Source organism: Pantoea sp. CTOTU49201, assembly GCF_032054795.1.
GTDB classification, from domain to species: Bacteria; Pseudomonadota; Gammaproteobacteria; order Enterobacterales; family Enterobacteriaceae; genus Pantoea; species Pantoea symbiotica.
Map to the genome: position 1 here is coordinate 1 of NZ_DAMBSA010000030.1, position 20,625 is coordinate 20,625.

Consider the following 20,625-nt stretch of genomic DNA (forward strand, 5'->3'; position numbering starts at 1 on the left):
GTTCAATGGCAACGACATTCAAACCGGCGCGGGTAAGCTCTTCGGCGATCAAAGAACCGCACCAACCTAGACCGACGATGGCGACATCAGCTTTTGGACGGACGTTATTCATGTTGTTATTACTCAGCTAAGGCTAAAAATTAAAGGGTGTTGTCGATCAGGCTGGTCGGGATGATGTTGAGCTTCTGCCCTTTCTTCGGCAGCAGATCGCGGAAGTCATATCGCGCGCCTGGGAAACCAATCATCTTCCAACTGGTCATGTCCTTATTGCCGCCGTAAATCGGATCGGCGAGAAAACCTTCACGCACGTTTTGCAGCAGCAGCTCGAAGAACACCTTGGTTTCAACCTCTTCACCTAAATCAAGGCTGTTTTTCTCCATCGCGGTCAGCACCTGATCCTGCTGTTCACCGCTCAACGAGACGAAATCCTGGCCATATTGCTGCTGTGTGGCTTTATCCAGCGCGGCAATGCCCAGCCGATAACGCTGCGCGGGCGTTAGCGGAGATTGCGGACCTTGCTCCGGCGTGCCTTTAACGAACTTGCCAAGACGGTAAATTGCCACGGCATTGCCGTAATCACCGGCTAACTGGCGATCAATGAAGATGGCGCAACCGGCTTCTTTACCGCTCAGGCTGGTTTCATCCGCCGGGATAAAGCGCTCGGCGATGGCACCGACGGTAGCGAATTCATGTTGGGTGAGATATTGCAGGCCGCCTTTGCGCGGTGGTGCGGGAGGAGTTTGAACTTTGCCGGGTTCCCAGGGCTGTCCGCCATTAACGACTTCAGCCTGGGTTAGCGTGGGGATGGTGGAAGCGACTCCCAACGCGGTGATGGAAGTGAGAAATTCTCTGCGTTTCATAGGTTCCCTGCCAATAAATGTTCACATTGCAAACCAGGACAAATAACGGACGTATTTGTGCCTGGCGATTAATTAGCCATATAAAAGGTTTCTTGAATCAATCCCGTGCGTGCCCGTTAGGCAGTTTTTATTATCAGATAAACAACGAGGTAAGCATCTTTACAGGTAAATCATAGAGTTAATAAAATGTTAACTACGTCACAAAGAATAATTTCTTACCCTGAGGTTTAAAAGGTTTTTCTTGATGGTTTCCCATCATTGATTATTTACCGTTTGATAAGCGACAATGCGTATACTGAAGTTTCGTCTCGCAACAGTTAAGTATCTGTCTGTCACAAAATATAATTGAATATATTAACTGTATTGCATGCTGAGGCCATTAAGTATAAATGAAGAAGCTTACCTTAATTAAAGTGGCCGAGTTAGCGGGCGTGGGTATTGCAACGGTTGATCGCGTGTTGAATGAACGCGGCGGCGTGCGTCCTGAAACGGTACGCAAGGTGCTACGTGCCGCACGTCAGGCGGGATTGCAGCGCCTGCTGCCGGATGATACTCAGCATCCGTGGCAAATCGAAGTGTTTTTAAGCAGCAACGGAACCTGGTTTTTTCAGCAACTGGCCGATGAGTTTGCGCAAATAGCCGATCGTTTGGGCTACCGTAAAATTAAATTATTCCGCACGCTGGTCAATGAAAACCCTCCAGAAAAACTGGCGGAAAAGATAAAAAAAAGTAGTGAGTTGCGCGACGGTATAATTGTTTACGGTCACGATTATCCGGTTATTCACCAGGCATTATTGCATTGCCATGAAAAAGGCATTCCTGTGATTACGTTGGTTTCCGACTTACCTGGCGCGCAGCGTTTTTGTCATGTTGGCATCAATCAATATCAGGCCGGAAGAACCGCCGGTTTACTGATGAGTAAAAGCATGAAAACGCCGGGTGATGTCATTATGGTCAGCGGTCGTTTTGATTTCAGCGCGCATATTCAACGTATTGCTGGTTTTCGCGATGCACTGACACAACGTGCTCCCTGGCTGCGCTTACGTGAAGTGTTGGCCGGAGAAGATGAGCGTCATAAAATTCGTGCCCTGCTTAAGCAAACACTGCTGCAAGCAGACAACGTGGTTGGCTTATATAATTCTGGTGATAACAACAGCGATATAAGTGCGTTATTGCAGCAACAGCAGCTCGCTGATTGCTGTTATATCACCCACGAACTCTATGATGTCACGCGCCTGCTGCTACAACAGGGAACGTTGTCCTACACGCTTGATCAAAATGCACGCCAGCATGCGGTGATCTCCACCGATTTATTAATTCGCCATCTTGAGACCGGTTATCAGCCAGATATTTATCAGGATGGACGCGTTGAATTACGTATTGTGACGGCGGAAAACATGGCGTAATGATCACCAGCGCCGTTCATATTTTCAGCATATTTGGTGCGCCGATTATTTTAATCTGGGAAATTTCACATTTAGTCTTATGGATTACGCTTTTGATATTTAAGACTCTACCATTGCAGCACATTCACTTGCTAAAAATGGATATTTTAATGAAAACTCTCTTTACCTCAGTCAGCGCTATCCTGATTGCTACCAGCCTGTCAGCGGGAGCAGCACAACCGGCAGCACCAAAAAATCCGCTCAGCGTGCATGTATTGAACCTGCAGACAGGCTCACCGACAGCGGGTATTGAGGTTGAACTCGATCAGAAACAGAATAATAACTGGGTGAAATTAGCCAGCGGCAAAACCGACAGCAATGGCAGAATCAGCGCGTTATTCCCGGAAGATAAAACCGCCAGCGCAGGCAGCTATCGCGTAGTATTTAAAACCGGTGATTATTACAAAATGAACAATCAGAAAACCTTCTTCCCGGAAATTCCGGTCGAGTTCAATATGGAAAGCAACGGTGAGCATTACCATATTCCGCTGCTGTTGAGTCCGTTTGGTTATTCGACTTATCGCGGAAATTAAATATAAAACGGTCGCCATGAATGGTGACAGGTTTTCGTAGGGTGAGCATTTATGCGCACCTGGCAGAATTAAAGCGTTATCCCTCTTTCGTTAAATGCCTTGCGCCAATGCGTCGGCGTGGTATTCAGCCGCTGTCTGAAGTGATGGCGCAAGGTTTCCGGCGATCCAAAGCCCGCCTGCTCGGCAACCTGATCAATGCTCAGCTTGCCGCTCTCCAGCAGTGCGCAGGCTTTTTCCAGCCGTACGCTCAACATCCATTCTCCCGGCGTGGTGCCGGTAGCGTCATGGAAGCGGCGCAAAAAAGTGCGGCGGCTCATGCCGGCTTGTCTGGCGAGCTGATCAATCACCAGCGGCGTATTGAGGTGATTGCGTAAATCATCGAGCAGCGGCGAAAGATTCTTTGCCGCACGCTGCGGCACTGGCTGCTGAATCAGCTGCGCCTGGTTCCCTTCACGCAGCGGCGGCGTCACCATACGGCGCGCGGTGCGGTTTGCCACTTCGATGCCATAATCGCGACGAATCAGATGCAGACACAAATCCACGCCCGCTGCGCCACCCGCTGATGTAATGATGCTGCCCTCATCGACATAAATCATGCCATGTTCAACCTGCACCTGCGGGAAGCGTTGCGCCAGAATCTCGGTGCTGTTCCAGTGTGCGGTAGCGCGTTTACCATCCAGCAAACCGGCAGCGCCCAACACGAAACTGCCTGCGCAGATCGAAACGATACGCGTGCCGTTGCGGTGTGCTTTTTGTAATGCAGCGATAAGCGCATCCGATGCCGGTTCATGCACGCTGCGCCAGCCGGGAATCACGATGGTGCCCGCCTCGTCCAGCAGCTCAAGTCCGCCGTCGACCACCAATCGCAAGCCGCCTTGCGCGCCGAACACGCCCTCTTCTACCGACGCCACGCTCAAATCATATAAAGGCTGGCCGAACTCGTCGTCGACGCGCCCAAAGGCCTCAACCGCCGTGCCGAATTCAAAGGTACACAGGCATTCATACGCCAGCAGAACCATGCGACGGTTGAAGGGTGCAGGCGAACGGGCATGTAACGGAGCAATCATTTGCATTAAAGGTCACCGGAGAAATTGGCACGATCTTGACGATATATGGCATGCGGGCAGATTTCCACTGTCACGCCAATCTTTCATGCTGGCACGCTCTTAACGTATCGCAGGGAATGAGTATGAAGAACATGTTGGCGCTGATGGCGGTTTGTCTGGCCGCACTGATGTCGGGGCTGGAGATATCGAGTGTACCGGTGATTTTGCCGGTGCTGGAAAAAGAGATGCACGCCAGTTTCCGCGAGCTGCAGTGGATCATGAACGCCTACACGCTGGCTTGCACCGCCGTATTAATGGCAACCGGCACGCTTGCAGACACTTATGGACGCAAACGTATCTTCATCATCAGCATTATCGCCTTCGGCGTAACGTCGGTGATGTGCGGGCTGGCGGGAAATGCGTGGTGGCTGATCGTCGGACGTTTGCTGCAAGGATTAAGCGGTGGCGCAATGTTAACCTGCCTGATCGCCATTTTGTCATTCCAGTTTCCACAGGGAAAAGCGCGCAGTCGTGCGTTCGCCGCGTGGGGCATTACCTTTGGTTTTGGGCTGGGATTCGGCCCGATCATCGGCGGCATGCTGGTCGCCTGGTTTAGCTGGCAATGGGTGTTTCTGGTGCACGGCTTTATCGCGTTGCTGACGCTGATCCTCGCGCTGAAAAATGTGGTGGAATCACGTGACTCTGAAGCCAAAAAGCTCGATCTTGGCGGCCTGATCACTTTGTCGATTAGCGTGGTCGGCGCAACCTACCTCATCACGCAGGGCAGCAGTCTCGGCTGGAGCAGCATGGCGGCACAGCTTATTTTGCTGGTTACGCTGCTCAGCGCGCTGCTGTTTGTATGGGTTGAGAAGCGTCATCCACACCCGATGTTTGATTTCTCGGTGTTCCGCATCCGCGCCTTTTCCGGGGCGCTAATGGGCTCGATTGGCATGAACTTCAGCTTCTGGCCGCTGATGATTTATCTGCCGGTCTATTATCAGAGCGGGCTTGGCTACAGCAGCATGGCAACCGGTTTGGCGCTGCTGGCTTACACTTTGCCGACCTTGCTGATGCCGCCGCTTGGCGAGAAATTGGTGGTGCGCTTTGGCGCGGCGCGCATGATCCCGCTGGGATTATTCACCATTGGCGCGGGCTTTATGCTGATGAAGTTTGCCGCCGCGCAGCAGATGAGTTTACTGCCGGGCGCGCTGCTCTCTGGCATCGCGCTCGGGCTGACCAACACGCCAGTCACCAACACCACAACCGGATCGGTGCCGGGTAATCGCGTTGGTATGGCGTCTGGCATCGATATCAGCGCGCGCCTGATTACGCTTGCCATTAATATCGCGCTGATGGGCAGCTTGCTGGTGGCAGGCATTGCGGCGAGTCTGCAACGTCTTATGCCGGGTGAAAATGATGTGCAGGCGCTGGCCGAGCGCATCGCTGGCGGCGGCGAGGTTTCACTGACCCACGCTATTGCCGCGCAGGTGCTGACCGACGGTTTTTCCGGCGTGTTGTTGTATGGCGCGGCGGGCGTGTGGGGATTGGCGCTGGCGAGTTATCTGCTGTTTAACGTTCGTCGCAAGGCGCAGGAACAATGTACGCCTTAGCTACGGATGCACCCATTTGCTGCTGGTGAGTGCTCCGTCTGAGCGGTAATTCAGTAACGCTCTTTGATTGTTTTCGCGCGCTAGCAGGCACCAATCCAGCTGGTTAATTTGGATAATCAAGACGCCGAAATTATCCTCAGCGTTGCCTATGTTGCTGGATGGGCTGCCAATATCGCTTCCCGGCGCAGCGCCAGCATAGGTTTGCTGCGTGCGGTGCGATAATCGTTGCCACGCCGCTTCAGCTACTGCGCTGTGCGCGGCGTGCAATTCGACCGTGCCTTGCAACCGCAGTTGAGTTTTCGCGCTGTAACCCAACACCGAAACCTCTGGATTCACCGCCAGCGCCTGCCATTTCGCGCTGCGCATATCAGTGTGAAACTCCAGCGTGCGTTGTATGCGGTCAACCGCGCGCAGCACCAGCGTTCTCGCCTGCGGCTTGCCCTGTAGATCAACGGATGCGAGCGTTAAGAAGTGAAACCCAGAATCAGGCTCGCGTGCGCCGGTTTCCAGTTGTTGCCAGCAAGCGGTATCAATCTCGCATAATGACATCTGTTGCTCCTGTTCGGTTACTGGTGACGATCCACCAGCGCCAGAATCAGCGCCTGAAGTTCCGCTAATCCTTGCTGCTGGCTGATATCGCCACCTACCACCGCATTAGAAATCGCATCGGCAGCGCCTAACATTCCCCACATACTGGCTTGCGGCAGCGTTGCTTCAGCAAACCAGCCACGAAATTTTTCAATAAAATCGAGCTGGTACTTGCGCTTCACTTCCGCCAGCTCCGGCGAGCTATCAAGCGCTGACAGCACATCAGGGATTTCACGTCCCTGCGTCAACACGCAATCAACGTAACTCGACGCCACCACGTTAGCCCGCTCAACAAGGCTGGCACCGGCGGCATTCATTGCCGCCTCGATAATCGCGTTCTGGCGCAGATCGAAATCTTCATACAGCGCCGCGAGCAGACCGTGGCGCGTACCAAAATGATCGTAGACCACCGGTTTACTGACGCCCGCCTCTTCCGCCACGCGCCCTAACGTCAGCGCATCGCTGCCCTGCTCGCGCACCAGATTCCACGCCACGCCAATCAGTTGCTGACGACGTGCCTGATGCGACAGGCGCTGGCGAGTGGGTTGATTCATGCCGATTCCTTCAGGTTAAAAAGTCGCTGTCCAAGTTGATGGGCCAGCGTGTAATGCGCGTCGGGATAATTTTCATCGCTTGGCAGTAGCAATTCGCTGGTCAGCACCGGCGCGCCGCAGTAGCCAAATATCCCTTCGTCAATTTGTGTACGCATGCTGCTGAAATAGCCGCGACGCACATAGGTGCGCTGACTTGCCGCGCCCAGCGCCAGCAGATGCACCTGCAAATGGCCGAGCTTTTTCACCACGGTTTGGCCGTCATCATCGTACGCCCAACCTTGGGTGAAAACGCGATCGATCCAGCCTTTGAGCTGCGCCGGGAACGACCACCAGTAAATCGGATAAACCAGCACCAGCGCATCGGCGCGATCCAGACGTTGCTGTTCAGCCACAACATCGGCAGGCGACGGCGCAGCACTTTTGAACTGATCAACATCGGCCTGATTGAAGCGCGGATCAAACTGCTCCGCCGCCAGATCGGCAATTTCATAGCTGTGGCCGCCAGCAGCAATACCTTGTGCCACCTGAGAAACAAGGTGATGAGTATAGGAGTTGGGATCTGGATGAGCAGTAACAATCAGAGCATGCATAGCGACAACCTCCGTCATGATTAAGCTACTAGTAGTAACTTACCATTGGTAGGTTGTCAATTTTACCGCGCTCGCAACATGTAAAAAAGCCCGCCGTCAACTAAACCGGCAGGCTTGTGAGGGTAACCGTTTTATCAAAACACCCAGCGTACGCCCGCGTTGTAATTCCAGCCTTGCACGCCGTTGCCGTCGATTTCTTTGCGATAATTGGCTTCGGCATACAGTGAGACATTATTGGTGAAAGCCGCATTGCCGCCGATGCCGGCATCCCACATCTGGCCGAACTTGCCGCTGTTGAAGCTCTCGCTGACGTCGCTGTTGCTGGCACCGACATTCACTTTCGCCGTGCCGCCCCAACCGCGATAGTAGTTAGTGCGCAGATACGGCGTATATTGCCCGCTGCCGCTGTCTTGCCAGGTACGCGCCAGACGTGCGCCGACGCGGCCAATGGTTTGGTCATAATCGTCGTAAGAGACTTTGGTTTGATCGTCGTCGGTGAAGTCATCCATCTTCAAATGCAGATGCAGCAGTTGCGCTTGCGGCTCAAGACGAATGCCGTTCGCCAGCTGGAACGGATAACCACTCTCCAGCGATGCGGTCCAGCCTTTGCCTTTCAACTTCGCCACCTCTTTCTGTCGCGCGATATCGGTGTCGCCACGATGCCAATCGAGAGAAAGCGCGCCATCCAGATAGAAGCCACTTTCGCGCTGCCAGGTGCCGTAAATTGCCAGGCTGTCGCTGTCGAAATCGGTTGAGCTGTAACCATCAGCTGCATTCGGTCGGATGCGTGCATTGCCGCGCGTGTAAGCCAGGCCGCCCCGCAGGCTGTCTTGCTCGCCGTCCAATCGCAGTAGGTTGCCGCCGAACTGCACCGCACTGTAATCGAGGTCAAAGTCGTAACCGTAATGCGCCGTATCAAGGTTAGTTTTGTACTTCTGGTTTGAGCCGGAATAACGGATGAACATTTCCGCTGATCCGTCTGGATTCTGCCGCAATTCGCCCAGGCGTTGATGCAAATCACCCATGGTTGCCAGGGTGTAATACGCCAATCCGACCGGCGCCGAAATGTACGAAGGAAGCTGTGGAATGACCGCCGGGCGCACCGCGCCGCTGCCTGCTGTCTGCGGCTGGCAAAGGGAACCATCCTCACAAACGTAGTTATTAGCCAGACGATAATCCCAGGTTGTATTGCCATTCGCGGGAGCAAAGCTGTAAAGCCCGTATTGCCACGGCCCTGCGGCGACATAACCTCGTTGCAGCGCAAAGCTATTGGCGCTGGCGCTACCAGCAACCTGCACCAGAGAAACACCTTCATTGGCGGAGATCACACCATCTCGATTACTATCCGCCAGCGTGGCAGCACTCAGCGCATCATTGATAAAGGTAGTGCCGGTAACGTTGCCGTTAACGCGTAACGTGTCGCTTTGCGTGCCCTGCGTCCGCAACGCCAGCTTGCCGCCCGCCGACGCCAAATCACCGTTGATGGTCAACGTGTTGCCCGCCGCGCCGCCGCCGTTGGTGAGATCCAACGTACCGGCGTTATTCACCACCAGCGAATCATCGGTTTCGCCCGACAACACCGGATTGACCTGATCGCCGACAAACAGCGTTGAGCCGCTATCTACATTGATGGTGCTGTGCGCCAGCTTCAGATTGTCGGTAAGGGTAAATTGCGTGTTGTAGAAGTTGATGGTGCTCCAGCCCGCGCCGAGGTTGACGCCGCGCGTCAGATCATCGTTATTGAACGAACCCCCGCGCGCGTTGATCTCGCTAAAATTCAGCGTGCTGCCACTGCCGCCTGCGGTGGTAATGTGGCGCGTGTTTGCCAGGCTGACGTTGGCAATCGTCGCCACATTGTTAGCACCGGTTCCCATCGTTACGCTGCCGTCAATGGTTCCGCCGGTGAGTTCGACCACGTCGGTACCGTTGCCGGTGTTCACATCGCCCACCACGTTGCCATCGACCAGCGCAATCTGGTCATTGGTCGCACCACCCGCGACCACTACCGTTTCCGGGTAAGGCGCGGTGACGTTGCCTTCATTGATAAATACCGAGTTGCCGCCACGCAGATCGATAATTGGCGAAACCAGGCTGAGCGAAACGATGGTGCCACGGTTGATCACCTCGCTGGCGGTGCTGGTGACAATCGCCGAGCCGCCATCAGAACTGTTAACGATGATATTACCGTTGGCGATCACCCGCCCGGTGGTGTTGGCACGCACGCCAGTTGCCGGGCCATAGACAAAGAAGCTGTAACCTTGTGGGATGATCAAATCGTTGCTAGTGGTGGAACCATCTTCTTTGCTGAACACGTAGCCCGTCGCGCCTGCGCCACTCACCGTACCCAGCATATAACCGTTGGGATCGAATGAGGTCGCGGAGCGAATCAAGGTGCCGCCATCGGTATTCATCCCGACATCTTGCAGCGAAATATTGCTGGTTTCCGCGCGGTTGTTCAGTACAGTGCCGCCGCCGGAATTGTAGAGTCCGATATTGCTGGCGGTTAACGATGCTGCGCCTTTATCCAGCAAAATGGTGTCTGCACCCGCATTGGCGTTGATGGTGCTGTAGTAAAAATTCGGCCCGGCAGTATCGCCATTTATCGTCAGCCCGCCGTTATTGCCAACGCGCACTGCGGCGATGCCGCCCGCACTCAATCCGCTGTGATCGGTCCAATAAACGGTATTACCTTCAGCGGTGTCCAGCGCGACGCCCGACGCAATGTTGGTGCTGGATCCGTCAAAGATATTTCCGCCGCCGCGAATGCGTACGCCGATGCTGTTTGGCCCGCTGAGATTTATGGTGCCGCGCGGCGTTGACTGATAGATCACACCATCGCTGATATCAAAGGCAGTAGCGTTGGCTCCGTTGCCGGTGATCGGCGCCACGTTGGCGAAGAATCCGCCTTGCCCGGTGCCCGCAATGGTATTGTTGCCATTCAGCTCAATCGGGTTGGTGATGGTCACGTCTGCACCCTCCGAGCTCTGCACCGCAATCGCCCCTTCGCCATTAACGTGATAGCTGTCGGTGCCGTATAAGGTGGTACCGTATAATCTTGAACCGGCTCCTGACGCGACAATGCCGCGCGTGTTAGCACCGCTCAACGTCACATCGGCAGCCACCACCGGATTGAAGATCACACCATCACTCAGGCGATACAGCGCTGAACCCGGCGTGGCGACATCATAACTGCCGCCGTTGCTATCGATGTGCGCATAGTTGGTGGCTTGATAACCGGTTTGATTCGGCGCGTAGAAATTCAGTGAACTGGCATCGCTGATGGTTAATCTGGCGTCGTCGCGCACATCAACACCAACCGCATTTTCGCCATACAAATTGATTCTGCCGTTCTGGGCAAAATTGGCCTGGCTGCCAGAAACGGCAACGCCCGTCGCGCCCTTGCCTTTCACATTGATGGTGCCGTTATTCTCACCGCTGGCATCCTCAAGCCGGATGCCGGTGCTGTTAATCGCGGTATTAATCACGCCATTATTGGTAAAGCGGCTGCCACCGTTGGCATACACGCCGGTGCCGCCCGCGCCAACCGTCGAAGCATCAACGCCGTTGCCATCGGCATTATTGAAAAAGCCGCTGTTGATGACGCCGTTGTTAATGCCGGTGCTGCCGTTCAACAGTTCCAGTGCGTTGCTGCCAACGCTGGCCAGTTTGCCGTCAATTACCGCCGTCGCGCCGTTGCTGGCACGCATCGCCGCGCTGCTGGCGTTTACCACTTCCAGAACGCCGCTGCTACCAATGGTTGCCCTGGCATTAGGGCCATCGGCGCTTAACACAATGCGCTCGCCAATCGGCTGCGTCACTTCGTCGTAGTATTCGTCGGCATCAATCACATAGGCGATGACATCGCTGCGTAAGGAGAGCGCTTTATTGAACTCGCTGCTGTAGCTGTCGGCGGCCAAGTTGCCGTTTTGCAATTGCTCAATCAGCCAATTGTTGTAGCTCTGCAAGCTGCTGACGTTGGACACGTTGAATGAAGTGGTGGCGTTGTCCAGCGTAGTGACGCTAAACGCGCCGCGCCAGGAAACCACATTGTCGAACCATTGCCCGAGTTGATAGGTGTAAGGCGTGTAGGAGCCAAAAAATGAGATGCGGTTGGCGGAGTTCCAGTTCATGGTGCCGCTGCCGCTGGCGGTAAATAACTCGCTCTGTTTTGCCGCCATCGACCAGCCGTTGGTGCTGGCGGTGGTCGCAGCGCCTTTCTGCCCGATATCAACATTGATGGTGCCATTGCTGACCTGCGCCACGCGCGCGTTGATATATTGCCCATTATTAACGTTATAAAAATTCGGCAAGGTATTGGTTTCAATGGCGCTAATCGCGGCGGAATTATATACCTGCACGCTATTATTGCCGCTGCCATTGGCGTCCGGCACGTTAATCACATAATTCTGCGCGCCCAGATCGACGCGACCTGAATCTTGCCAGGAATACGAAATAATTCTGCCGCTGCTGAGCAATTGTCCGATGGATATGGTGCCACCGCCGTCCTGACCGGGCGCAAAACGCTGATTACCACTTAATGTTTGGGTAGAGCCATTACAAATACAAAACACCCCGGCGCGGTTGTCATTTAATTCCGGCGTAAAAGGCTGAAGGGTCGCCGCCCAAACTGGCGAAGCCGGATTAAACACACCGTAAGCGGCAATAAGGCTAATAAACAGCGGATGCAATCGAAACATCATCGTTCACTCCAGAGAAGCATGCAACGCTGCCGCGATGCGTAAAGACATCGCCAGCAATGGGTTTGGCTAATATTAATTTGTGTAATTGAACGTAAAGAAACTCTGCGACGCGGCAATAACATCACTTTACGCGAGACAGTTCCAGTGCGACTTAAGCCAAATGGCGATGATTAGATAACTTTAAGAAAAGGTCGGGGATTGAATACAATTATTCGTGGGACTGAAATAGCGGAAAGGATGTTGATCGTGTTAACAACACTATAAAAATAAGAAGCCACCATTAAGTGGCTTCTTACGATTTATTAGAATGGTCCCCAGTTGATCGCCACACCAATTAATAAGGTGACAACACAAATGGCAAACCAAATCGCCACTACCGGCGCAACGAATTTAATCCATTTGCCGAAAGAGATATTGGCGGTGGCCAATGCTGCCATTAACACGCCAGACGTTGGGCTGATGGAGTTGACGATACCTTCACCCAGCAACACCGTTTGCACCGTCACCTGACGGGTTAAACCGAGGTTATCGCCGAGCGGCGAGAAGATCGGGATCAGCAAAGCGGATTCACCGGAACCGGATGAAATACCGAAATGCATCAACGCCGCGCTGATAAACATGCCCACCGCCGCAATGGCGGGATGAACCGGCGCCAGTAAATCAGACAGGAAGCCAACAATCGGATCAAGAATATTGCCCTGTTGCAGCACCACGGAAATCGCGCCAGCCATACCCACAATGAAGCCGCCTTTTACCAATTGCGAGCAACCCGTAAGGAAGGTGTTGGCAATGGCAGAACCCGACATGCGACCAGTCATGCCGACCATAATCGACAGAATTATAAACATCGCCGACATTTCATTGGTGGCCCAATGCAATTGCACCGTGCCAATCATAAATACAATCAACGTTGCGGCGCAGGTGATCAGAATCAGTTTATGCCGACCAGTAATCGCCAGTGATTCATCATTCTGCGCAGTTTGTTCTATTCGCACTTCACCATTATTCCGCGCGCGTTTCACCGAGATAATCAAATAGGTCATCACCGTTAACACGAACAATAAACAGGTGATGCCGCGCAACAACATGCCGGAGAACAGCGGTAACTGCGCCAGATGTTGGGTTAAGCCGGTAGTGGCTGGACCTAATACCGCAACGTTAAAACCGGCGGCACAGGTTAAATACACCAATGCCATACCAATCATTGGCGATAAACCTAACGAACGCGCCACTAATAAACCAATCGGCACAAACGCCACTACCGAGTTTTGCACCACGCCAGTGGTGCCGAGAATGGCGAATATCACACCAAAAATAATGATAATGCGCGTATCGCTAATTTTGGTACTGCGCGACAGAGAATTAAGCGCCGTAGCAATAGCACCCGTCGATTCGATAACCGCTAATAACCCGCCGGTAAACAAAATCAGGAAAATGATCGGCGCGGCTTTGATCACCCCTTGTACAATCGCCATAAAGATTTCGCCGGGATAAACGCCCGAACGCGCGACTTCATGCAAACTTCCCTTGATGGCGAAAGTAATGCCATTCCGGGTTTCATGATCAAACTTGCCCGCCGGAATAATCCAGGTCGCCACTGCCGCCAGCACCAAAATAATAAACAGCAGCAGATAAGGACTTTGCTCGGTTTTTGCTGCTGGCGGTTGGCGCAGCGTATTTTTCTCCACATTAACCTGAGACATGCGCATCACCTCCGAGGATCAAGCCCGCCACCAGCGCCGCGCGCGGAGCAATATCGGCAATAATGATATGTTCATGACGTGCATGAATACCCGCGCCGGTTGCGCCCAAACCATCCAAAGTTGGAATGCCCAGAGCGGCAGTGAAATTGCCGTCGCTGCCGCCGCCAACCGCTTTGCCTTCCACGGTAAAGCCTAACTGCTCGGCAACCTGCTGCGCACGCTTCATCAACACCAATGATTCCGGTGTTTGTCGCATTGGCGGACGTGATTGTGCGCCGCTAATATCCAGCGTGATGCCAGCTAAATGTGGCGTGATCTGGCTGATCTCGGCGTGAATGCGCTCGGCTTCTGCTTCGCTGGTAACGCGCGTATCAATGCCTAACACCGCTTTATCCGCCACCACATTGATGCGGTTGCCGCCACGCGCGATTCCCACGTTGACGGTGGTGCCGCGTTCTGGCGCATTTAGGCTGTGCAAGAACATGATCTGATGCGCCATTTCTTGTACCGCGCTGATGCCCTCTTCGGGATTGTTCCCAGCGTGCGCTGCTAATCCGTTAATGGTGATTTCATATTGTCCGGTACCTTTGCGCGCTGTTTTCAGTGCGCCCGATCCCGCTACCGCAGGCTCAACTACCAGCACTTGCGCCGATCCCAGCGCGTGCTGCGATAACCAGGCGCTGGAGCTTGGGCTACCGACTTCCTCATCGCTGCCGCAGAGAAACACGATGCGTTTGCCCGCCAGCAAGTCGTGCTGTTGTAACGCGCGTACCGCCCAGATGGCCTGCACCAGACCGGCCTTCATATCCAGCACGCCAGGACCGTAAAGCTTGCCGTCTTCTTCACGCATCACCAACTCGCCTTCATCCCAGACGGTATCGAAATGCCCGAGTAACACGGTTTGCTCATCACCGCTTCCCAGCGTGAACTTCAAATGATTACCGTAGTGCGGCTGCTCATCAATCTCTGCTGCCACGCCCAAACGTTTGGCAAACAGCGCTTGTAAGACTTCGCCACAACGATCCACGGCGGCTTTGTTCATTGATGGAGATTCCGCTGCGACCAATTCCTTGATATCCAGAAGAATTTCATCGGCATGTTGTTGCAGGTAATTTTTTATAGTTTTCATTTGTACTGCCCTCGCATAGTGAATCTTCGAGTATGGAGATAAAAATGCGCTTAAAAAATGGAGATAAAAGGTTATTATTGTTGACCTCAGATCAACAGATAGGAAAAACCTATGGCGATGCTGCTCTATCCAGAAAAATCCATAAGGTATCTGTATGAAGTGGGCAATTACGGCGGTATTCGTCGCGCGGCGGAAGCCCTGGATGTTGATCCCGCCGCCATCAGCCGTCAGTTATCGCAACTGGCGCGGGAGATGCAGTTGCCGCTGCTGGAGCGACGTGGCCGCAATGTGGTGCTGACCGAAGCCGGCAAGTTATTGGCTGAAGATTACGCGCACACCCATCAGCGCCGCAGCCAGTTGGATCGTCAATTAAAAGATCTACGCCATAAACGCGGTGGCTCGATCAAATTACGCGTCGGTCAGGGCATGGTGGATGAAGTCGTCAGGCATGTATTGCAGCCGTTTTCGCGAACTTATCCCGACGTGTTTATCGATATCCTGTCGGGCGATATGCAAACCACCGTGTCGCTAATTGCCAAAGGCGACGTTGATATGGCGGTGGGTTTTGGCCCGATTGGCCCTCCCGGCCTGAAGTGTTTGAGTTTTCACCGCGGACCCATCTGTGCGGTGGTGCACAGCCAACACCCAATCGCGGAATTCCCGCAAATTGAAGTGGCCGAACTGGTTAATTATTCGTTGATTGGTATGGACAAAAATTTTGGCATTCAAAGTTATATGAATGCCATGTTCAGTCAGGAAGGATTTATATTCAGCCCGGCTTATAGCTGTAATCTGTTTTCCAGCGCCATCGCCTTGAGCCAGGCCGGCATGGGCATCGCGTTTATGACCGCCAAAGTGGTTGAAGACGACCTCATCGCCAAGAACTTAGTCGCCGTGCCGATTCACCATCGCATCGCCCGCGAAAGCCAATGCCACTTATTACGCAGCGCCGACCACCGCTTCACGCCCGCCGCGCAGCATTTATGGCAATTGCTGGTGGCGTTTTTTGAAGGTACGGCGGGTGCGGTTTAATCGCTGCTTATTTGATTACAAATTTAATAATAATTAGCTTACCCTTTATTTAATTTCTGCCGATTTTGCTCTCTAGGTAGCACTTGGGCATTATTATAACCATTTGTAACCGTGATGAATTCGGATCACTTGGATTTTTTCCCAATTGTTTAACCAATTGGTGGTGCGGCACTCACAGTGCTATTGAGGTGATCCCCATACCTTTTATTATTAATTCTTATGAATATCGAGAAATTATTTTTACGTTTGAACGAGACATGATTTCTTTAAATTTTTAATTTCCAGAAATTCATTCCGTCAATAATCCAATATTGCTCTTTATCGGGAACGAGCAGTCCAAACATATTGTTTTTTTGAAAGCTCCAATTCGATGGCACCAGATTTTCATGATCTCTATCCCAATCAGTATGTTGATAAATTTTCTTATCAAAATTTATGTAAACTTTGGGTAGCCGTAATCTCCATTCATCCCACTCAAGGCTAACTTTTTCATTAGAGGTTGAAAGAAAATATTCAACATATGAATAGAACGAACATAAATCCTCTTTGGTTTTGTTGTGTATAAAAAAAGCATGCATCCATGATTTTGTGAAGCACTTTACATCAGCTATTTTTATGTACTCAAAAAAATTATTTTTATCAAGCAAGGGGATCCCTCCCCTGAATGAGTTTAACGCATCATCACGTTGTTCAGGTTTCAACCATCCATTCTGGATATAAGCATCATATTCTGGTCTAACATCTATACAGTAATTGTCTTTACTATCAATTACATAGTAATGCTTTCCATCTAAGACGAATACAGCAATATCGACTTCACCATTAAATAAGAAGTCATGGATTTTTTTATGGTCAGCCACCAAATTCATTAAAAAATCCTTTTTATTTAGAGGTGAAGATTAGCCAATGATGATGTTTTTTTAAATCCGAGTCTAATTTTATCATCAGGGAAAAGTGGCTGAATAATTACTTTATCATTAAAAATTAAGATCCTTGGTGAAAGTGAAATGACATCATATATATTTTCAATGAAAGATGAAATCTTAGTTGCGAATATGGGAATGCTAGCATCATCTGCCAAAACATAAATCATATCTTCAGCCAACCCTGAAAAATTCAAAATCTCATATGGTTCAAATAAATCCACATGCTCAATTTCAGTCCATGAAATGCTCCCTCCTACTAAAGGAAAGCCATGCAAAATGTTAATCGCTTCTTTCTCACTATCTTTCTGAACCATGTAAAAGCTCGAACCCAGGGCTTCTCTGCACTCATCAAACATAGTCATTTTTAACACTACCTATTCAACTGTTTAAGTATGGTTTCAAAAGATTTTTCATTACCTTCAAAGGGAATCACTTGTTTAACTGCTTTACCTGGACCTTTACCAAGAGAGTAATCCCAAATATTAATATGCGTTCCTTTATCAGGATCGTAATCAACTCGCCAACCGACTTTGCCATCATTTGATTGGCGCCCAATCACTTTGCCATTTCTTCCACTAAGTTCCAGTCGGCCAATAACTGCTTTGGAGTCGAGCCCTAAATTACCCGCGATATCAATGGCTTTATTACGGGCAGTTTCCCAGTTTTTCTCAGCCTGAAGTATAGTTTCAATCTTATTCGTTGCCTGAGAACCACCTTTATTTTTACCAATCCTTGCAGCAATCCCCGCTGCACTTGTCCCGACCACCTGAGCCAGTTCATTTATGGCAAGCTGTTTCGCTTCAGCCGATTCACCTGATGCCAGTGCATTCCTAATAGCTGCCGATCTATCAGCTTCCAGCGAGGGTAGGACACCATTAAGGTATATCCATTCTTGCCGGTCTTCCGCATCCAAGCCACCATTTTCCCTGGCTTTTTCTCCCAGAGCATTTAGACGGTTAGCATACTCCGTCTGCAGTTCACCCATTTCATTCGCTTTGGATTGCGGATCTCAATGGTGCCAGGTGAGATGGCGCTGTAAGTCCTCGAACTTGCGCGGTCCTTTGTCTGCTGCAGCGTGGCCACAGGCAGCGAGTTGCCACCCGACGGCTGGGGCTCCCCGGATTTCGGAATGTTGTTGATGTAGCTGTCAGACGCCGGCGTGGTGGTTTCCCCATGCTGCCGCTGACGGCGACGCTGAAGCCGTTGGCGCCTGAGTTAGCGTGGTTTTCAATATCCGTCCAGCCGAGCGTGCCGGTGCTGAGGTGGTTTTTGTCCGGCGTCGCCGAGGAGGCAATGACCGCGCCATCCAGCTGCGTGTGGTTGCCGACGTAAATGTTGTAGCCACCGTCACCCGCGCTGATGCCGCTCTGCTGCTGTACAAAATCAAAATCGTTGTAGATCTTGCTGCCGCTCATGCTGGCGCTGCCCTGCATCCAGGTCCACGTGGTTGCCGTTCAGGTTGGCGCCGTTGAGCGTGACGCCCTGACCCGCTTTCACCGTCAGGTCGCCCGCTGCCGTCACTTCGCTGTTGTGGTGGGTAACGCTGCTGCCGTTGCCTTTAGCGCTGCTCTGGCTGGCGGCCATTTACCACCGGCCAGCTGCCTTGGATATTCACCGTTCAGATAAGTGATTATCCGGCTTACTAATGAGTAAGTGGCTGGTAAAACGATCTTGACGCGATTCCTCGAGATATTTTATTTAAGACTGATAGTCTTCATATTCCCAAGCAAAAAAGTGAGAGAGCTTTTGTGCTATCTCCATCCAGTCATTGCCTTCACACCGATCGATATAGCCTGTGATGTTTTTTTTAATTTCATCCAGATCGTATTTACGTACCAGAAGCGTATGCCGTATCAGTTCCGGAAGCCAGAGGTGCTTGCAGAGCCATTCCGGGGTGCATATACGGAGATCAAAGTTGTCTGCCCCAGAGCTATCTTCACCTCCAATACGCAATAACAACCGGAGAGAAAAACACTGCTCATTTTCCGGATGAAAATTATCCAATTCAAAATCGTCATTTGAAATACTTTTCAAAATAGCCTTCATTTTTATTTCCTATTCTATATAAAGATGATCATTACCAATCTTACTCCTATCTCCAGTCGTCGGGTCTAATTACAACAAGCCCAAGTGTGCTCAAGTTAAAATGACGTTAAGCTGTAGAAACTCGTTCTTAAAATAAATCCCATTTAGTTGGCCGGGATTTACTTTATAAAAGTATAATATTACTCCAACAATTAGATGTCATCTGGATACACGGTTAAAACATATAACGTTTCACCATTCGCATCCATAAACTCTACTTAATAGCCCAGCGTTGGGTCTGTATATACCATGACAACAGTCCCCTTACATCCTATAACAACAGAGTCAGATAACACTTTGAGAGGTTATAGCAAGCTGCTTCGCTTCTGGAGAGTCCCCGACATCAATGCATTGTGAATAGCAGCCAACCTATCCGCTTCCAGCTGAATTGAAGTAACCTGAAGGATTGAAAGTTCGTACTGTTCTTCTGCACTTAGCTTGCCATTAACTCGTTTATGCGATTGGCATAACCCGTCATTAATTGGCTAACTTCATTAGCTTTGTTGACACAATCCTGAGCGCCTGTGCATCCAATAACACTCTGATGCTGCTCTGCATTTAGCTTTTTATACTTTTCAATGACGTTCTTTTCACAGTCAGAATTGCCCCTGCACTGTGTCATTTCGTGAGCGCGTGACTGGTTCTGCTTAAGAGTCAGCGTATTATTCTCAACAACAATATCTTCCGTTGCGGAGTCAGCCGACGCTCACCGCTTTTCCCTGTGCAGTCAGCAGTTTGCAGCACATTTTTGTCGGTGCGTTTCCGGGAGCAGAGTTTTTTGCCCCGATGCGCTTTTTGCCACTGTTATGAATAATCAGCCGCCGTGCATTACATCAGTGCTGCCGCTGTGATTGCTGCTGCCCTTCACCTGATGCACCCGTTACCGATTTTGTGTTTGCTCACTCTGACCAAAACCGAACCGGGCAGATGATAATTCGCCAAGCAATAGACGATTGCTCACTCCATGCAAAGGCTCTCTACCCCAGGATAGAACACATCATGCTTATAAAGAGCCGACGAACCCATTACTGCGCCACTGACACTCAGTCCGCTTCATCGCTAAGCAGATCATTTTCGTAATCCTGCCCGCCGTGCCATACACCCAGAACACTCACTGTCTTATCTCGGACCATAAAGGCGTTGATTGTTCTCTTGCGATAGTTCGTAACTCTCAGCCCTGGCAGGATATCGTCCCGGCGATTTCCCCGATGCGGAAAACGCTCCAGAGACTCACAGTAACTGATAACGCCTTCCGTATAGCTCAGAGCCGTTTCCGGTGTCGCCGCATTTGCGATGTACCGATACAGTTCCACCAGTTGTTCTTCCGCTTCCGGTGCGAATACTACCCTGTAGTCCATGGTTACTCTCCGGTCGCCTTCCTGTGCTCGGCTTTCAGTCTGTCCCTGATATCGTTACCAATGAGGCTTTCTGTTTCACCGCGTTGCAGTGCTTCCCAGGCCGGTACTACCTTTTCCCGCAGCCATTGTTCCACCGCATTATCACGAGCCATCAGCGCCCGCAGACCTTCCCGGATAACTTCACTCTCTGAGGCATATTCGCCACTGGCAACGCGTGCTTTCACCTGTGCCGCCATTTCATTCGGCAGCGTGATACTCATCTGCTGTGTTGTTCTCATTGGAACACCTTCACTCCGCTAAGTAGGATTAAATCCTACTTCCTTTTTTCGGCATTGTCAGTGATCTTTACCTCGTTTTCTTCGATTTTAGCCAGGCATTACCTCAACAACGTGCTTAAGCGCAGCAGCAGGAGACAGGCAGCTGACAGAGAGAATTTTTGGCGCGGACAGAACGTGGTGAGACGTCG

General features: G+C 51.5%; 19 protein-coding genes and 1 pseudogene. 4 read left to right on the plus strand and 16 right to left on the minus strand.

The annotated features are described in order from the left end of the window. Positions 1-140: 140 nt before the first annotated feature. Positions 141-860, minus strand: coding sequence for a gluconate 2-dehydrogenase subunit 3 family protein (locus tag RTY00_RS03930; protein ID WP_154156741.1), 720 nt, complete (start codon positions 858-860; stop codon positions 141-143). Between the two features lie 389 nt (positions 861-1,249). On the opposite strand from RTY00_RS03930, the gene RTY00_RS03935 reads away from it, so the two are divergent. Together RTY00_RS03935 and uraH are read left to right on the plus strand one after the other, a co-directional pair. Continuing rightward, positions 1,250-2,266 (plus strand): LacI family DNA-binding transcriptional regulator, encoded by a 1,017-nt coding sequence (locus RTY00_RS03935; RefSeq protein ID WP_312663464.1) that lies wholly within the window; start codon positions 1,250-1,252, stop codon positions 2,264-2,266. Between the two features lie 149 nt (positions 2,267-2,415). Then, the gene (gene uraH, locus RTY00_RS03940) at positions 2,416-2,838 is read left to right on the plus strand and encodes a hydroxyisourate hydrolase (protein ID WP_312663485.1); all 423 of its coding nucleotides are present in this window, start codon (positions 2,416-2,418) and stop codon (positions 2,836-2,838) included. A gap of 68 nt (positions 2,839-2,906) precedes the next feature. On the opposite strand, the gene ftrA is transcribed toward uraH, so the two are convergent. Then, the gene (ftrA, locus tag RTY00_RS03945) at positions 2,907-3,911 is read right to left on the minus strand and encodes a transcriptional regulator FtrA (protein ID WP_312663465.1); all 1,005 of its coding nucleotides are present in this window, start codon (positions 3,909-3,911) and stop codon (positions 2,907-2,909) included. Positions 3,912-4,027: 116 nt separating this feature from the next. Here ftrA and RTY00_RS03950 point away from each other — a divergent pair, with 116 nt between their 5' ends. Beyond that, positions 4,028-5,494, plus strand: coding sequence for an MFS transporter (locus RTY00_RS03950; RefSeq protein ID WP_312663466.1), 1,467 nt, complete (start codon positions 4,028-4,030; stop codon positions 5,492-5,494). Here RTY00_RS03950 and RTY00_RS03955 read toward each other — a convergent pair whose 3' ends face one another. The 6 genes from RTY00_RS03955 to RTY00_RS03980 form a co-directional block, all read right to left on the minus strand. Next, entirely contained in the window at positions 5,495-6,043 is a 549-nt protein-coding gene (locus tag RTY00_RS03955; protein WP_312663467.1) for a pyridoxamine 5'-phosphate oxidase family protein, read from the minus strand. It lies immediately after the preceding gene. Between the two features lie 17 nt (positions 6,044-6,060). Continuing rightward, positions 6,061-6,636 (minus strand): TetR/AcrR family transcriptional regulator, encoded by a 576-nt coding sequence (locus RTY00_RS03960; protein WP_312663469.1) that lies wholly within the window; start codon positions 6,634-6,636, stop codon positions 6,061-6,063. After that, entirely contained in the window at positions 6,633-7,226 is a 594-nt protein-coding gene (locus RTY00_RS03965) for an NAD(P)H-dependent oxidoreductase (protein WP_312663470.1), read from the minus strand. Before RTY00_RS03965 ends, RTY00_RS03960 begins: the two co-directional genes overlap by 4 nt. Positions 7,227-7,360: 134 nt before the next feature. Then, positions 7,361-11,926 carry an autotransporter outer membrane beta-barrel domain-containing protein gene (locus tag RTY00_RS03970; protein ID WP_312663471.1) on the minus strand — a complete coding sequence of 1,522 codons (4,566 nt, stop codon included), beginning with the start codon at positions 11,924-11,926 and terminating at the stop codon, positions 7,361-7,363. 302 nt (positions 11,927-12,228) lie between these two features. Continuing rightward, the gene (locus tag RTY00_RS03975; RefSeq protein ID WP_312663472.1) at positions 12,229-13,629 is read right to left on the minus strand and encodes a Na+/H+ antiporter NhaC family protein; all 1,401 of its coding nucleotides are present in this window, start codon (positions 13,627-13,629) and stop codon (positions 12,229-12,231) included. Next, entirely contained in the window at positions 13,616-14,758 is a 1,143-nt protein-coding gene (locus RTY00_RS03980) for a M20 family metallopeptidase (protein ID WP_312663474.1), read from the minus strand. Before RTY00_RS03980 ends, RTY00_RS03975 begins: the two co-directional genes overlap by 14 nt. Before the next feature lie 111 nt (positions 14,759-14,869). Between RTY00_RS03980 and RTY00_RS03985 the strand changes: the two genes are divergently transcribed. Next, complete coding sequence (locus tag RTY00_RS03985) at positions 14,870-15,790, plus strand: LysR family transcriptional regulator (protein ID WP_312663475.1); 921 nt, start codon at positions 14,870-14,872, stop codon at positions 15,788-15,790. 266 nt (positions 15,791-16,056) lie between these two features. Here the strand turns inward: RTY00_RS03985 and RTY00_RS03990 are convergent, their stop codons facing one another. The 8 genes and pseudogenes from RTY00_RS03990 to RTY00_RS04025 form a co-directional block, all read right to left on the minus strand. Then, positions 16,057-16,659: a hypothetical protein gene (locus RTY00_RS03990; RefSeq protein WP_312663477.1), complete on the minus strand. Its 603-nt coding sequence runs from the start codon at positions 16,657-16,659 to the stop codon at positions 16,057-16,059. A gap of 17 nt (positions 16,660-16,676) precedes the next feature. Continuing rightward, entirely contained in the window at positions 16,677-17,078 is a 402-nt protein-coding gene (locus RTY00_RS03995; RefSeq protein WP_312663479.1) for a hypothetical protein, read from the minus strand. 8 nt (positions 17,079-17,086) lie between these two features. Next, positions 17,087-17,446: pseudogene (locus RTY00_RS24695) on the minus strand (hypothetical protein); the annotation flags it as partial. 256 nt (positions 17,447-17,702) lie between these two features. Then, a complete protein-coding gene (locus RTY00_RS04005) occupies positions 17,703-18,131 on the minus strand; it encodes a hypothetical protein (protein ID WP_312663481.1) in 429 nt (142 codons plus the stop codon). Further along, positions 18,100-18,300 carry a hemagglutinin repeat-containing protein gene (locus tag RTY00_RS04010; RefSeq protein WP_312663482.1) on the minus strand — a complete coding sequence of 67 codons (201 nt, stop codon included), beginning with the start codon at positions 18,298-18,300 and terminating at the stop codon, positions 18,100-18,102. Before RTY00_RS04010 ends, RTY00_RS04005 begins: the two co-directional genes overlap by 32 nt. Before the next feature lie 114 nt (positions 18,301-18,414). Further along, on the minus strand, positions 18,415-18,762 hold the full coding sequence (locus RTY00_RS04015; RefSeq protein ID WP_179452552.1) for an immunity 8 family protein: 348 nt from the start codon (positions 18,760-18,762) through the stop codon (positions 18,415-18,417). 1,082 nt (positions 18,763-19,844) lie between these two features. After that, on the minus strand, positions 19,845-20,159 hold the full coding sequence (locus RTY00_RS04020; protein WP_312663483.1) for a type II toxin-antitoxin system RelE/ParE family toxin: 315 nt from the start codon (positions 20,157-20,159) through the stop codon (positions 19,845-19,847). A 2-nt stretch (positions 20,160-20,161) separates the two neighbouring features. Next, on the minus strand, positions 20,162-20,437 hold the full coding sequence (locus tag RTY00_RS04025; RefSeq protein ID WP_312663484.1) for a type II toxin-antitoxin system ParD family antitoxin: 276 nt from the start codon (positions 20,435-20,437) through the stop codon (positions 20,162-20,164). Positions 20,438-20,625 lie beyond the last annotated feature (188 nt).